The 13,966-nt window shown below is 70.1% G+C and carries 13 protein-coding genes; 5 read left to right on the top strand and 8 right to left on the bottom strand.

Annotated features, from left to right (window positions below; translation table 11 throughout):
* Positions 1-369 precede the first annotated feature (369 nt).
* On the top strand, positions 370-762 hold the full coding sequence (locus tag ACWGJ5_RS31710; protein ID WP_453313069.1) for a hypothetical protein: 393 nt from the start codon (positions 370-372) through the stop codon (positions 760-762).
* A gap of 140 nt (positions 763-902) precedes the next feature.
* Here the strand turns inward: ACWGJ5_RS31710 and ACWGJ5_RS31705 are convergent, their stop codons facing one another.
* The gene (locus ACWGJ5_RS31705; protein WP_453313068.1) at positions 903-1,955 is read right to left on the bottom strand and encodes a PP2C family protein-serine/threonine phosphatase; all 1,053 of its coding nucleotides are present in this window, start codon (positions 1,953-1,955) and stop codon (positions 903-905) included.
* Positions 1,956-2,020: 65 nt separating this feature from the next.
* On the opposite strand from ACWGJ5_RS31705, the gene ACWGJ5_RS31700 reads away from it, so the two are divergent.
* On the top strand, positions 2,021-2,413 hold the full coding sequence (locus tag ACWGJ5_RS31700) for an SbtR family transcriptional regulator (protein ID WP_453313169.1): 393 nt from the start codon (positions 2,021-2,023) through the stop codon (positions 2,411-2,413).
* 149 nt (positions 2,414-2,562) lie between these two features.
* On the opposite strand, the gene ACWGJ5_RS31695 is transcribed toward ACWGJ5_RS31700, so the two are convergent.
* The 3 genes from ACWGJ5_RS31695 to ACWGJ5_RS31685 all read right to left on the bottom strand — a co-directional run bounded on the left by ACWGJ5_RS31695 (position 2,563) and on the right by ACWGJ5_RS31685 (position 6,315).
* Complete coding sequence (locus tag ACWGJ5_RS31695; RefSeq protein ID WP_453313067.1) at positions 2,563-4,959, bottom strand: glycoside hydrolase family 65 protein; 2,397 nt, start codon at positions 4,957-4,959, stop codon at positions 2,563-2,565.
* Positions 4,956-5,699 (bottom strand): HAD family hydrolase, encoded by a 744-nt coding sequence (locus ACWGJ5_RS31690; RefSeq protein WP_453313066.1) that lies wholly within the window; start codon positions 5,697-5,699, stop codon positions 4,956-4,958. Before ACWGJ5_RS31690 ends, ACWGJ5_RS31695 begins: the two co-directional genes overlap by 4 nt.
* 148 nt (positions 5,700-5,847) lie before the next feature.
* Positions 5,848-6,315, bottom strand: coding sequence for a winged helix-turn-helix transcriptional regulator (locus ACWGJ5_RS31685; RefSeq protein WP_453313065.1), 468 nt, complete (start codon positions 6,313-6,315; stop codon positions 5,848-5,850).
* A gap of 88 nt (positions 6,316-6,403) precedes the next feature.
* Between ACWGJ5_RS31685 and ACWGJ5_RS31680 the strand changes: the two genes are divergently transcribed.
* Positions 6,404-6,898: a PaaI family thioesterase gene (locus ACWGJ5_RS31680; RefSeq protein ID WP_453313064.1), complete on the top strand. Its 495-nt coding sequence runs from the start codon at positions 6,404-6,406 to the stop codon at positions 6,896-6,898.
* Positions 6,899-7,158: 260 nt separating this feature from the next.
* Positions 7,159-7,692 carry a GNAT family N-acetyltransferase gene (locus ACWGJ5_RS31675; RefSeq protein ID WP_453313063.1) on the top strand — a complete coding sequence of 178 codons (534 nt, stop codon included), beginning with the start codon at positions 7,159-7,161 and terminating at the stop codon, positions 7,690-7,692.
* A gap of 333 nt (positions 7,693-8,025) precedes the next feature.
* Here the strand turns inward: ACWGJ5_RS31675 and ACWGJ5_RS31670 are convergent, their stop codons facing one another.
* The 4 genes from ACWGJ5_RS31670 to ACWGJ5_RS31655 all read right to left on the bottom strand — a co-directional run bounded on the left by ACWGJ5_RS31670 (position 8,026) and on the right by ACWGJ5_RS31655 (position 11,886).
* Positions 8,026-8,745 carry a hypothetical protein gene (locus tag ACWGJ5_RS31670; RefSeq protein WP_453313062.1) on the bottom strand — a complete coding sequence of 240 codons (720 nt, stop codon included), beginning with the start codon at positions 8,743-8,745 and terminating at the stop codon, positions 8,026-8,028.
* 171 nt (positions 8,746-8,916) lie between these two features.
* Positions 8,917-9,525 (bottom strand): DJ-1/PfpI family protein, encoded by a 609-nt coding sequence (locus tag ACWGJ5_RS31665; RefSeq protein ID WP_453313061.1) that lies wholly within the window; start codon positions 9,523-9,525, stop codon positions 8,917-8,919.
* A 22-nt stretch (positions 9,526-9,547) separates the two neighbouring features.
* Positions 9,548-10,123 (bottom strand): hypothetical protein, encoded by a 576-nt coding sequence (locus tag ACWGJ5_RS31660; protein ID WP_453313060.1) that lies wholly within the window; start codon positions 10,121-10,123, stop codon positions 9,548-9,550.
* Between the two features lie 698 nt (positions 10,124-10,821).
* A complete protein-coding gene (locus tag ACWGJ5_RS31655; protein WP_453313059.1) occupies positions 10,822-11,886 on the bottom strand; it encodes a S1 family peptidase in 1,065 nt (354 codons plus the stop codon).
* 453 nt (positions 11,887-12,339) lie between these two features.
* Here ACWGJ5_RS31655 and ACWGJ5_RS31650 point away from each other — a divergent pair, with 453 nt between their 5' ends.
* Complete coding sequence (locus ACWGJ5_RS31650; protein WP_453313058.1) at positions 12,340-13,908, top strand: purple acid phosphatase family protein; 1,569 nt, start codon at positions 12,340-12,342, stop codon at positions 13,906-13,908.
* Positions 13,909-13,966: the final 58 nt, after the last annotated feature.

The raw sequence follows: 13,966 nt of genomic DNA, 5'->3' as shown, positions 1-13,966 counted from the left end.
GCAGCCGTCCCCCTGGCCCTGCACCTCACCACGCCCATGGCGACGAAGACGCTCCTGGCCCCCGCAGACACCACCACCGGATCCGAGACCCCCTCGACCTTCACACCGACGCCCACGGACGTCGGACCGACACAGGCGAGCGGCACACCGACGCCCACGGACACCGGGCCGACACAGGCGAGTAGCACACCGACGCCGTCGAGCTCCGCGCGGGCATCCGTGAGCACCGCACGAGCAGCCACGAGCGCGCCGCCGGCTCCCTCCGAGGCACCGCTCGATCGGCCACCCGTCCGTCCCGCGAACCCCTCCTGGGAACTGCGAAGCGACAGGCTCGTAGTTCGCGGGGCCCGCTTCGAGGGTGTGGTCACCGTGCGCACCGAGGCTGGGGCCGTGCGGGTGCTGAAGTTCACGGCCGGATCGGTGACCGCCGTCGACCTCGACGTGACCGCAGGCCGTGGCCGCGCCGCGATGCGGCTGCGAGCCGGAGCCAGGAGCACGGCCACCCTCAGAGGCAAAGGCAGCGGCGGTGTGGTGACCTTCTATGTGCGCAAGCTGTCCGGCACGGTCACAGGCCTCGGCGGCGCCCCGCTCCCGGCCGACCGAACCGTCACCATCACCCCCGATGCCGTACCGAGCTGGTTGTCCCACCCTGCCGTTCCCGCCCGCACGCTCTCGTTCAGCAACGCGACCGTTGCGCAGATCGCCCAGTTCGGGGGCGATCTGTCCGTCAGTGGGGCGGTGTACCGAGCCCCGGTCGAGTGACCGCCGCGATCAGCACGCCGGCGGGCCATGAACGCCAGGCTCTTCGCCGCCCGGCGGGCAGCAGCGGCACGACCCTCCCGAACTCCTCACCCCGGCGCGCAGCCGGATCGCGCGTCGTGGAGCTCGACGCGTTCTGTGGCTCAGCGGCCCGGGTGCCGCTGGGCGAGGAGGGCAGCGATGTCGTCGTCGAGTGCACCGCCGCTGTAGGCGATCAGGTCGCGGTGGAGGTGGTGGAGGAGCTGGTGGGGTGACTCGCTGCTCCACGAGCGGATGCGTTCGGCAAGCGGGTAGAAGGCGCCGGAGCGGTCGCGGGTCTCGGTGACCCCGTCGGTGTACAGCAGGAGCTTGTCCCCAGGGTGGAACGGGGCGAGGTCGACGTGGTAGCCGTCGCTCATCAGCATGCCCAGGTTGAGCGGCGGCGAGGGAGCGGCGGGCTGAAGCTCCCGGACCCCGCCGTGGTGCAGCAGCAGCGGGGGCGGGTGGCCGCAGGTGACGGTCCGGACCACCGGCTCATCGTCCGGGATCTCGGCAAGGAGAGCGGTGATGAAGCGTTCAGCGATCTCCGAGCCCGGGACGCCCGGGTACTGGGAGGCATGGCGGCTCATGCTCGTCTCCAGGCGGCGCGCGAGGTGGGGCAGGTCCGGCGCGTCGTGGGCGGCCTCACGGAAGGCGCTGAGCAGCGTCGCGGCGGTCTGGATCGCGAGCAGGCCCTTGCCGCGTACGTCGCCGATGAGCAGCCGTACGCCGTGCGGGGTGTGTATCGCCTCGTACAGGTCGCCGCCGATACGGGCTTCCGCCGCGGCTGCCAGGTACAGGCTCTCGAGCGTGACGTGCCCGAGGTGTCGCGGTACCGGATGCAGCACCGCCAGCTGGGCGGTCTCGGCCACTGAGCGGACCTGAACCAGCTGATGGGCGTGCCGGTCGAGCAGGCGGTTGAAGAAGACGGCGAATGCCGCGATCGCGGTGAGCGTGGCCAGCTCGGAGTAGGCGGTCGCATCCCGCAGCCCATTGAAGTCCACCATCAAGCCGACGAAGATCGTGCACGCGCCCACCCCGATGAGCACGGTCCCCCACAGGGGCAGCAGCGCCGCGGCAGAAACCATGGCTGTGGCGAGGAAGGCGTCCGGCCTGACATCGCGGGGCGTAGCGAGGCCGACGACCAGGCCGATGAGCAGCAGCAGAGCAGGCAGCACGGGCAGCAACCTGCCCCGCACACCAGCATTGCGTGTGACGCTGCGTTCCTCAGAAGACCTCGCCACTGTGCCGCTCCCCAGGGTCGTACAGGTCGAGCGGCAGCCCGGGTCCGGAAGCCAGGGCACCGATTTGGGTAATTTTAACGCTGCTCGCCCCGCGGCCGGGTAACAACCCGCTGAACGGGCGTGACGCTCAGGCGTCACCACGTCATCGTGCCGCCAGTTGCCACCGCGCGCCGTGTCCCTGTGGCCTGCGGAAAGAGGATGGGACACAGTCCTCGGATCCGCCCGGCACAGCCGGTGATCAGGAGCCGACGGCGCAGCTGCGCGAGTGGTGCGGCGCGCTCCTCGACCGCGCCCAGCAGGCCGGGGCGGTGCGCGACGACGTGGACACCGCGGACGTGCAAGCCATTGTCGTGGCCGCGGTGACGGCCCGGCCGCCGGCGTGGCAGGAGTGACCGCCGAGGAGGCCGACGGGCGTCGTCCACGACCGCCTGCACCCGAGGCGCACCGACGCCGGTGGCGCCACGGAACGAGGGGGCGCTCCGGAGAGCCCAGGCCGTCGAGCCACCGCCCGGTTCACCTGGCCCGGTTCACCTGCCGTCGTCTACTCCTGGGTCTCCGCCCGGTGTTCCTCCCCCACGGGAAGGCCCTCCGGACGCCGGCCCGGCGGCTGCTGCGGCTCGGGGCGGGTGGGCGTGGGAGGCAACGGGCAGTCCACCGGCGCATCGACGGTCACGGTCATCGGCTCTCCGTGATGCAGGAAGGCCATCGGTTCACCTTCCAGCAAGTGGTAGCGCGCCTGGGACGGGCCGATGTCCACCTTCAGTCTGCGGCCGGACACCAGCACCGTGAAGGCCACCCGGGACAGCGCTTCGGGCAGGCGCGGTGCGAACGACAGCGGGTCCGGCCTGCCCTCGTCGCTGAGGTACCGCCGCATGCCCCCGAAACCATTGACCAGGGCGATCCAGGTTCCCGCGAGGGAGGCGATGTGCAGCCCGTCGCGGGTGTTGTGCTCCAGGTCGTCCAGGTCCATCAGCGCGGCCTCGCTCAGGTAGGCGTAGGCCAGCCGCAGATGTCCGGTCTCGGCGGCGAGCACCGCCTGACAGCACGCCGAGAGGGAGGAGTCCCGGACGGTCAGCGGTTCGTAGTAGGCGAAATTGCGCGCCTTCTGCTCGTCGGAGAAGAGGTGCGGGCACTCCATCATCGCCATGACGAGGTCGGCCTGCTTCAGCACCTGCCTGCGATACAGGTCGAAGTAGGGGTAGTGCAGCAGCAGAGGGTAGTTCTCGGGCGGGGTCGCCTCGAAGTCCCAGCGCTGGAAGGTCGTGAAACCGGCCGACTGCTCGTGCACACCCAGGGACTCGTTGTACGGCATGGCCATGCGGGCCGCGGCGTCCCGCCACCCCGCGGCCTCCTCCTCGTCGACACCGAGCTCCTCGGCGCGTTCCGTATGGCGCGTGGTCACGTTCGCGGCGGCGAGCAGGTTCTGACGGGCCATCAGATTGGTGTACAGGTTGTCGCGGGCGACGGCGCTGTACTCGTCGGGGCCGGTGACCCCGTCGATGTGGAAGACACCTTCCGCGTCATGGTGTCCCAGGGACCGCCACAGACGGGCGGTGTCCACGAGGAGGTCGAGTCCCTCGCCACGCTCGAAGTCCTCGTCCCCGGTCACCATGACGTACCGTACGGCGGCCAGGGCGATGTCGGCGTTGACATGGAAGGCGGCGGTCCCGGCCGGCCAGTAGGCGGAGCACTCGGCGCCGTCGATCGTCCGCCAGGGAAACGCCGCTCCGGCGAGCCCCAGCTGACGGGCGCGTTCGCGCGCCGCCGGCAGCATCCGGTGGCGCGCCCTCAGCGCCGATGCCACGGCCCCCGGCGCGGTGTACGACAGTACGGGCAGTACATAGGACTCGGTGTCCCAGAAGGAGTGCCCGTCGTAACCCGTTCCGGTCAGGCCCTTCGCGGGAATCGCCCGGTTCTCGCCGCGGGCCGCCGCCTGGAGCACATGGAAGAGAGCGAACCGCACCGCCTGCTGGATCTGCGCATCGCCCTCCACCTCGACGTCCGCGCAGTCCCAGAAGCGATCCAGGTACGCCCGCTGCGCGGCGACGAGCCCTTCCCAGCCGGTGCTGACCGCGGCCGCCACTGCTCCGTCCACCTGATCGTGCACGGCCGGCAGCGAACGCTCCCCCGACCATCCGTACGCCACGAACTTCACCAGTCGCAACGGCTGTCCGGGCACGAGGTCCGCCGTCACCGTCAGCCGGCTGACATCGGACTCGCTCTGTGCTGTCCAGCTCGTGCTCTCGGGTCCGTCGACGAGATGGTCGGCAGCAGCCGCGACCCGCAGTCGGCTGCGCCCGGTGCAGTGCACGAGCCGCAGCCTGGTCTCCTGCGCGAAGTGTTCCTCGGGCACCAGCGGTGACTCGGTCGCGGCGGCGACACGCGGGTCGCCCTCGAAGCGGGGCAGCTGTTCGTTGGCGACGAGCTCGGACTGTACGGCCACCGTGGTGGGCCCGTCGATCGGCTCCACCTCGTACACGATCGCGGCCACCGCTCGCTGGGTGAAGGACACCAGCCGGCGTGAGGTGATCCGGACCGTACGGCCGCCGGGCGAGGTCCACTGCGCGTTGCGGCTGAGCACACCGGTCCGGAAGTCCAGAACCCGTTCGTGCGTGCGCAGCCTGCCGTAGCGCAGATCGCACGGGTGGTCGTCGACCAGCAGCCGGATGACCTTGCCGTCGGTGACGTTGATCATCGTCTGGCCGGACTCGGGGTATCCGTAGCCGGCTTCCGCGTACGGCAGTGGATGCTGCTCGTAGACGCCGTTGAGGTACGCGCCGGGCAGTCCGTGCGGTTCTCCCTCGTCGAGGTTGCCGCGCCATCCGACGTGCCCGTTGGACAGTGCGAACACCGACTCGCTCTGGGCGAGCACGTCCAGGTTCAGCTCGGTCTCGCGCAGGCACCACGGCTCGACGGTGAAGCTCGGATGGGTGATCACGGCGCCTCCAGAAGTTCGCCCAGGTCGCGGACCACCACATCGGCGCCGTGCGCCCGCAGCTGCTCCGCCTGGCCCACCCTGTCGACCCCCACGACGGCACCGAACCGGCCCGCTCGGCCCGCCTCGACGCCGGCCAGGGCGTCCTCGAACACCGCCGCTTCGTACGGATCCGTCGCCAGGCCTCGGGCCGCCTCCAGGTAGGTGTCCGGAGCCGGCTTGCCCCGGAGCCGGCGCTCACGCGCCACCACTCCGTCGATCCGCTCGTCGAACAGGTCCTCGATGCCGGCCGCCACCAGGACGTCCCGGCAGTTCGCGCTGGACGACACCACCGCGCAGCGCAGACCGGCCTCCCGGACGGCGTGCACGAACCGGACCGATCCCTCGTACGGCTCGACGCCGTCCTCGCGGATCCGCCGCAGCACCAGCTCGTTCTTCCGGTTGCCCAGCCCGTTCACGGTCTCGGCCCCCGGCGGGTCCTCCGGCGATCCCTCGGGCAGCTCGATCCCGCGTGCGGCGAGAAACGTGCGCACGCCGTCCGCACGGGGGCGCCCGTCCACGTACTCGTCGTAGTCACCGACCGCGTCGAACGGCACGAACGCGGTCCCCTCACGCGTCGCACGCTCGTGGAGGTAGCCGTCGAACATCTCCTTCCACGCTGCCGCGTGCACCTTCGCGGTCTGCGTGAGCACCCCGTCGAGGTCGAAAAGGCAGGCACGGACATGAGCAGGAAGCCCCAGCATGTCGCCGAGGCTAAGAGCCGCCCGCGAACACCCGGGACACGTCAGCGTCCGGCACGCCGGAAGACACCCACTCGGTCCAGGGTCCCGAGCGGCACCGGAAGTGCTGTGTGCGAGGCGTCCCCGGCACCTCCCGGAAGGTCGGCGCCCTTCAGGTCACGGCGTGTGCGGAGGCGCCAGGGCGCGTGTACGCCTGTCGTGGGCCGAGCGGCCCGTGATCGCCCGTGCAGATGACGACGGCTTCCACCTGCTCGCCGCAGTCACGGTGACGCACCTCCAGCGGCGGCCCCTCCGGGTCAGCGGTGTAGCGATCGCCCCACTGCTTCAGGGCGATCATCACGGGCCACAGGTCCCAGCCCTTCCGGGTGAGCCGGTACTCGTGGCGAGTGCGGTGTCCGGGCTCGCGGTACGGGACGGTCTCCAGGATCCCCGCGGCCACCAGTTTGCGCAGCCGGTCCGCCAGCACCGCCTCCGAAAGTCCCACGTGCCGACGGAAGTCATCGAAACGGTGCACGCCGTTCATGGCGTCACGCAACACCAGCAGCGACCACTTCTCGCCGATCAGGTCGAGGGTGCGCTGCACCGTGCAGTTCTCCGTACTGGTCTCCAGCCAGGTCATGCGGTCATCGTAGGCTGACTTCGACGTTGACAGCCAGATACGAGGCTGGCTAACTTCTATTTCCACAGACAGCAGGAGGAAGAGGTCGATGAGCAGGTCACGCACGTTCGAGTGGCAGGATCCGAGCGTCTCCGCGGCCGCCGTCGGCCAGGAGAGCGGCCTCGACTTCCTGCGCAGGGTACTGTGCGGACGCCTGCCCGCCCCGCCCATCGCCGCGACCCTCGGATTCACGCTGGAACAGGTTGAGTTCGGCAGCGCCGTCTTCGCCCTGGAACCGGGCGAGGAGCACTACAACCCCATCGGCAGTGTCCATGGCGGGGTCTACGCCACTCTCCTCGACTCGGCTGCGGGCTGTGCCGTGCAGTCCGTTCTTCCGGCGGGCATGGGATACACCTCGCTCGACCTGAGTGTGAAGTTCCTGCGGCCGATCACGGTCGACACCGGCAAGGTCCGCGCCATCGGCACCGTCCTCAACCACGGCCGCCGCACCGCCCTCGCACAAGCCGACCTGTTGGATTCCGAGGACCGCCTGCTCGCCCATGCCACCAGCAGCTGCCTGCTCTTCCCCGTTTCTCCGAGCTAGCCGACGGGACGAGAACCCGGTCATCCGCCAGACCCAGGCCCCGTCACCGAGGCGGGAACGCCACCTGGGGCCCGAGCCGCATCCCCGTACCACAGTGGCCCGCCCCGGCGCGACACCCGTGGAGACCCTCGACCGGCACGGCCACCACCACTGACGCGCCTTGGCCGACCGGGTCGACAAAAAGGTGCCGGCTTCCGGAGCGGCCGCGCGGGTGAGCGCCGGATTACCGATGAGGCGCTTGGCTTCGGCAGTATGGGTGCATGACCGAGATCCGCACACCCCGTCTCCTCCTCCGTAGCTGGCACGACGACGACCTCGCGCCGATGGCGGACATCAACGCGGACCCACGGGTCATGCGCTGGATCGACGACGGCTCGGTGCGCGACCTGGACCACACGGCCGAGGCCATCGAGCGATGGGAGGAGGAGTGGGATGAGGAGGGCTTCGGACTCTTCGCCGTCGAGCTGCTGGCCTCGGGCGAACTGATCGGCTTCACGGGACTGTCCGTGCCCGAGTTCCTGCCGGAGGTGATGCCCGCCGTGGCGATCAGCTGGCGGCTCGGCTCACAGTTCTGGGGCCAGGGATACGCGTCCGAAGCCGCGCACGCCACGCTGGAGTTCGCGCTCCAGGACCGCGGCCTGGACCGCGTCATCAGCATCAACCGGGTGGAGGACATCGCCTCCGAGAACGTCATCCGCAAGCTCGGCATGGTGCCCGAGCGGGAGACGGTACACCCGGTGTACGGCCACCCACTGCGCGTTCACGCCATCGATCTCACCGAGTTCCAGGCGTGATCCGGCCGAGCCGTCGATCACCACGCGGCAGCCGACCACTGTCCCTACGTCCCGGAGCGCATTGATCGCGGCGGTACGGACACCGAGGGACGGATGGTGTCTTCCCGTCACTGACCTGCGCTTTCACGGAACTACGGCCAGAGCCGCCGGCAAAGAGCGCCATCACAGCCGGCGCATGCGAGACCTTGGCATCGTCCGACACGGTGCCCATGCCGACATACTCACCGAACCAGCTCGGGCGTTCCCCTGCCTGCCGACCCCGATGAGGCCGAAGGCATCGTGGACGAACTCCTCACCGCCATCGAGCACATCGGCCAGATGTTCTCCGTGCTGTCAGCTGAAGTGGATGTCGCTGAGGTCGATCGAGACCATGACCTGGTCGAGGGTGGGGTGGCCATCGGCGTCGCGGCGGTACGCCCGGCGCTTGGTGGGCAGCACGATGCCGTCCGCTTCCACGCAGTCGTAGACGTACTGCGCGGCGGCGAATCCGCCTGCCACATCGACGTGATAGTCGTGTCGGCGCAACAGCCGGTCGGGGCCGAAGTAGAAGTCCTGGTGGGTGCTGTGGCTGGCGATCTCGGGTGGAAACGTGGCGCGCAGTCCTCGCCAGAACTCGTCTCCTTCCCGCCACGGCTCGATCTCGGTGACCGTGAAACCGGGCATGGCCAGCAGGAACGGGGTGGTGAGGTAGGTCCACAGGGCGTAACCGTTGAAGTAGGCGCGGTCCAGCGGGTCCCAAGGGGTCTCCAGGGTGTGGCCGCTGAAGGACGACCGTGGGTCCTCGCGTTCGGCCACCACCCGCCCGTCGAGCTTGTCGATGCTCACACGTCCGGGCATGAAGTCGGTCTTCTGGTCAGGAGCTCCGAAGGGCCTGACCGACGCGTGCTCCTCGTGGAGGAGAACGGTCATCTCGCGCGGCGCGGGATCCTGCGGCAGACCTTTCACGGCGAACAGATGACCGCCGCTGACAAGGGTGGCTCGCGCCTGGGTCAGCCGGCGCCAGCGGGCCTTCCCGCCGTGGGCTTCGATCGCCTCGGTGAGCAGTTCGTTCATTTGGTCTCCTGAGTGCGGCGCCGGGGGAATCCGCGGACCCGTGATGCGCCGGACGAGAGCCTGAATTCCGACAATCGCCCGTGACCAGCACCGACCGCCCCCTCACAGCGGGCCGTGACCAGACAGCTTCAAGTGGTGGATCTTCATCGTACCGAGACTGATCACGGGACCTCAGCGCAGTGCGACCGCTCCCGTGTGGACGGCGCGCACGGCGCGTTCGATGGTCTCCTGGTTTTCGCCGACCGGAGCAACGTAGCCGATGACCTCGCGCGCAGCGTCCTCCCCGAGCATGCGGGTGATCACCCAGGTGGCGAGGTACTGGGACGCCAGGCAGCCTCCTGCCGTGGCGATGTTCCCCTCGGTGTGGAACGGCGCGTCCAGCACGGTCACGCCACAGGCTTCGACAAGAGGCCGGCTCTTCATGTCGGTGCAAGCCGGCATGCCGTCGAGCAACCCCAGCCGGGCGAGCACCAGCGCGCCGGAGCATTGCGCACCGACGAGCTGTCGCGAAGGATCGAGCGGCAGCCGGGAGATCAGCCGGTCGTCGGCGACCACATCTCGTGTCTTCACGCCACTACCGATCAGCACGACTTCGGCTTCGGTCACGAACTCCATCGGGCGCTGCCCGGTCACCTTCACTCCGTTCATCGACGTGACCACCGGTGTCGGTGTCGTGATGAAGGCTTCCAGGCCGTCCTTGGAGCATCGATTGATCAGCGCGGAAGCGATGAAGCTGTCGAGTTCGTTGAACCCGTCGAAGGTGACCACGGCTACCTGCATCACATCTCCTTCAAGCACGGCGTCAGATCTGCAGTCTTCCCTGGCACGCCGTTCCGGGACGAGAGCCACTCAGCGACTGGTGGCACGCCTGTCGCCTGTTCAAACGGCAGATCCGGCCTGAGGAGGTTGCGATGGCCTCGGCCGGAGTCGACACGAGCGCAGTCGTGCCAAGGCCGCGCCCGGTGTCCGGTGGCGTTCTTGCGCTCACCAGTGTGGCACCACGGGCAAGTGCGGGCCGCTTGCTGGAATCGCTGCCGTCCGGTCGCTCGGGCGCGGCAACCTCGTCCTGCGGCCACGGTTCACCGGCGTGGGGTGACTTCGGCGAGCCGGAGTTCGCCCCGACCGAAGGTGGGCCGGGGGAGAACGAGGTGCCTTGGCCGGCTACTGCGCCGACCACCAGCGCGGTACGGGCGCCGGAGAGGGAGAAGATGTCGAACCCGCCGCCTCCGCCCTCTTCGGAGGGCACGCGCATGTGCGCGGTTTCAACGGTCGTCCGCGGCACGGCCCGGCAAAGCAGCAGGTGGCGCTGGATCGTCAAGGCGATGGTGACATCGCCCTTGTCGTAGGTGTCACCCTGGTCGGTGCGGTACAGGCTCATCGGTCCCAGCACGCTTCCCCGCAGAGTCAGGGGTGTGGTGACCAGGCTGTGGGCACCGGAGACCCGGATCGCCTCGGCGCGCGGTGGGACGGCCGCCAGTCAGGGCGGTTCGGGGCTCAGGGAAACGAGGCGGGGCTTGAGGTCGGTCAGCGTCAGCACGTAAGGCGTCGGGAACGGCACACACGGCGATGTCGGCAAGATCCGGCACCACCGCCTGCACCAGTTCCTCGCAGGTGGCCACCACATCGAGGGTCGATCCCACGCGCTCGCGCACCGAACCGAGGACGCGCAAGGGAATGCTCCGCAGGCGGGGGTCGAGACGCTGCGCCCCGATGTCGCCGACGAGGACCAGGTCGCTGCGGCGACCCCGTCCGACGCCACCATCGTGATCAACGACGCCCGACTCCCGGACCAGCGAGTGGGCCGAGGCCCAACGGCAGCCGGCGGCGGCCGAGATCTTCCGGGTGTCCACGGCGCGGCCCGGCGGCCGGCTGCCCGTGACCTCCGTGAACGTCGGCTGCCGTTCCCGATGTGCCGCCGACGCCGAGCCGCATGTGGCCGATGCGGCCACGGCCATGACGACGTGGTGGCCCGCGTTGGTCAGTCCATCGGCCACGCTGCGGCAGCCAGCCTCAACCGGACTCGCAGCAGGGCCGGTTGAGGCGTTCCGAGCTGGCCGGAGACGTACGGTCGCCGGGCTACGGAAGCGTCGCGCCCTCCGCGCTCAGCGCCGCCGGCACCGGCTGGAAGAAGGTCTCGCCCCCAGAACTGCAGTCACCGCTGCCACCCGAGGTCAGCCCGATGGCCGCGTCGCCGTCGAAGAGCGCGCCGCCGCTGTCGCCGGGCTCGGCGCACACATCGGTGTCGATGAGTCCGGAGACCGTGCCCTCCTCATAGTTCACCGTCGCGTCCAGTCCGTTGACCGTCCCACCGTGGACACCCGAGGTGCTGCCGCTGCGCTCGACCGGTTCGCCCACGTAGGCGTCGGCGGCGTGGGTGATCTGCTGGCTGCTGCCGTCGTAGAGGTCGACGGCGCTCGAGTGGTCGCTGTTCGCGTCGTCGTACTGGACCAGGGCGTAGTCGGTGCCGGGGAACTGGGAGTCGACGGTCTGGCCGACCTCGTCGCCGCCCTGCGAGTCGGACCAGGTCGAGGAAGCGTTGCCGCAGTGCCCGGCGGTGAGGAAGTACGGCGCGTCGTTCACCGTCACATTGAAGCCGAGGGAGCAGCGGACACCGCTGCCCCAGATGGCGTCGCCGCCCGCGACGAACGGCTTGAACGCGGAGGCGGCCCGACGTACGACCACCTTGTCGCCGAGCGAGTCGACCACGGTGCGCAGCCGGTTGCGCTTCGCCCCGGTGACCGTCGGGTCGACGGTCACGACCACCTTGTCCTGACGGGGGTCGATCGCCCAGGCGGTGCCCGCGATTCGGGCCCGCTGGTTCAAGGTGCCGAGCGTGCCTTGGAGTTGGGCCGTGGAGTAGCGCACGGTTCTGGGCACGGCACCGGCGTTGCGGACCTGGCCGGCCGCGGCCGGATCGGTGATGTCGACGACGAACCGGCGGGCCGCCGCGTCGTAGTAGGAGCCGGCGGCACGGTCGCCCAGGCGGGCGACGAGGTTCGCGGTGGCCGCGGCACGGGCCGCGGCCGGAGCGGTGGCGGCGGCCGTGGCCGAGCCGGGGAGCAGCGCGGCGCCGGCGGTGAGGACCACGGCAGTCGCTCCGGTGAGCCCGCGGGTGGTGAGAGCTGTGCGACGTTGCGTCATGTGAGGCCTCCAGTGGGGGTTGCCCCGTTCACTCAGTGAGCCGGGGCCGGAGGGATGGAAGGCACGGGGACGCCGGCCCACAGATCCGACGTGGCCATGCCAAACGCCGTCGAGTATGGCGACGCACGCCCGCCGCAGCAAGGAGGCATTCCGGCCGGGCCTGCGCCGGGACTGGCGATCCCCGGTCGCAGCCGTCTCGCACGCCGGACCTGGCTGCCGACGCGGGGCGTTCACGCACGGTGCGCGTCATCGGGCCTGCCGTCCACGCTCGGTTCCTCCGGGGATGGCCGGTACCCGGCGATTCCGTCCGGAAGTCGGAATGCATGTCCCTCATTTGGATCACTCTTGGCCCGCCGATGACCTGCCGCGGCGGCACCGGCTTGTCCCGTTTGGCGGTTCGTTCACCCGGATCTCACCGTGCCGTTCACCGGCGCCCCGTAAGAATCGACGCCCATGAACTCTCCTGACTCTGTTGTCCGTTCAGGCCCCAGCAGACGCGCGCTGCTGGCGGGTGCGTCCGGGGCAGGGCTGGCCGGTGCGATCGGGCCGGTCGGTGCCACGCCCGCCGCGGCGAGCCCGGTGCTGTGGGAGAAGCCGGGCGCCCTCGGAGCACCGCGGGTCGCCGGGCTGCATCTGCAGTTCGGTGCCGACGCCTCCCGTGAGGTCGTGGTCTCCTGGCACACCACCGCTTCCGTGTCCCGGCCCCGCGTGCTGCTCGGCACCCCGGCCGGCGGCCTCGGCCGTACCGTCGCCGCGCAGACCACGACGTACCGCGACGCCAAGTCGGGCACCGAGGTACAGGTGCACCACGCCCGGCTGCGCGGCCTCAGGCCGGACAGCGACTACGTCTACGCCGCCGTGCACGAGGGTGCGCAGGCCGAGTTCGGCACCGTACGCACCGCCCCGCGCGGCCGATCGGCGTTCACCTTCACCAGCTTCGGTGACCAGGGCACACCGAGTCTCGGCCGGAAGAACGCCGACGGCATCTACGTCAGCGACAACCTCGGCTCCCCGGCCGCCGGCGACACCACCGCCGGCGTCGAGCGGATCGCTCCCCTGTTCCACCTGGTCAACGGGGACCTCTGCTACGCCAACCTGTCCACCGACCGGGTGCGCACCTGGTCCGACTGGTTCGAGAACAACTCCCGCTCGGCCCGCCACCGGCCCTGGATGCCGGCCGCCGGCAACCACGAGAACGAACTCGGCAACGGCCCCATCGGCTACGGCGCCTACCAGACCTACTTCAGCCTGCCCGACGCCGGAGCCGACGCGGAACTGCACGGCCTGTGGTACGCGTTCACCGCGGGATCGGTAAGGGTGATCAGCCTCAACAACGACGACGTCGCTCTGCAGGACGGGGGAAACTCCTACGTCCACGGCTACTCCGGCGGCGCGCAGAAGCGCTGGCTGGAGACCGAACTCGCCGCCGCCCGCGCGAACCCCGACATCGACTGGGTCGTCGTGTGCATGCACCAGGTGGTGATCTCGACCGCCGACAAGTTCAACGGCGCCGACCTCGGCATCCGTGAGGAGTGGGTACCGCTGTTCGACCGCTACGGCGTCGACCTGGTCGTCTGCGGCCACGAGCACCACTACGAGCGCTCGCACCCCATCCGTGGCCAGCAGCCCAACGACACCCGCACCCCGGTCCCGGCCGCCACCGACACGCACACCGTCGACACCACCAAGGGCACCGTGCACATGGTGATCGGCGGGGGTGGCACCTCGGCACCCTCCAACCAGCTCCTCTTCCCCACCCCGCAGTGCCGGGTGATCACCGAGGTGGGCCCGGCCGACCCGGCGACCGGCAAACGCCCGCCCGTCTACGTCATCGAGGACGCCCCCTGGTCGGCGGTGCGCGACGCCGAACACTCCTACGGCTTCGCCGCGTTCGAGGTCGACCCCGGCCGTCCCGGCGGCACGACCTCGATCCACGTCACCTACTACACCGTCAGCGGACCTTACGGCGACCTCGTCCCCGTCGACCGCTTCACCCTCACCCGGCCGCGCGCCGACCGCTGACGCCGGCCCGCCCAGTGCGGGGAACACGGCGCCGGGACCCATCGCTCTGCCCCGGCCG

The organism is Streptomyces sp. NPDC054783, assembly GCF_053611725.1.
Note: the sequence above shows the minus strand (reverse complement) of the source record. Positions and strands in the feature narration are given on the sequence as shown.

Bases quoted from the DNA above. Each gene is read 5' to 3' on its own strand.
- ACWGJ5_RS31690 (WP_453313066.1), bottom strand. From the start codon at position 5,699: ATGCTGGGGCTTCCTGCTCATGTCCGTGCCTGCCTTTTCGACCTCGAC.
- ACWGJ5_RS31685 (WP_453313065.1), bottom strand. From the start codon at position 6,315: ATGACCTGGCTGGAGACCAGTACGGAGAACTGCACGGTGCAGCGCACC.
- ACWGJ5_RS31680 (WP_453313064.1), top strand. From the start codon at position 6,404: ATGAGCAGGTCACGCACGTTCGAGTGGCAGGATCCGAGCGTCTCCGCG.
- ACWGJ5_RS31675 (WP_453313063.1), top strand. From the start codon at position 7,159: ATGACCGAGATCCGCACACCCCGTCTCCTCCTCCGTAGCTGGCACGAC.
- ACWGJ5_RS31670 (WP_453313062.1), bottom strand. From the start codon at position 8,745: ATGAACGAACTGCTCACCGAGGCGATCGAAGCCCACGGCGGGAAGGCC.
- ACWGJ5_RS31665 (WP_453313061.1), bottom strand. From the start codon at position 9,525: ATGCAGGTAGCCGTGGTCACCTTCGACGGGTTCAACGAACTCGACAGC.
- ACWGJ5_RS31660 (WP_453313060.1), bottom strand. From the start codon at position 10,123: ATGAGCCTGTACCGCACCGACCAGGGTGACACCTACGACAAGGGCGAT.
- ACWGJ5_RS31655 (WP_453313059.1), bottom strand. From the start codon at position 11,886: ATGACGCAACGTCGCACAGCTCTCACCACCCGCGGGCTCACCGGAGCG.
- ACWGJ5_RS31650 (WP_453313058.1), top strand. From the start codon at position 12,340: ATGAACTCTCCTGACTCTGTTGTCCGTTCAGGCCCCAGCAGACGCGCG.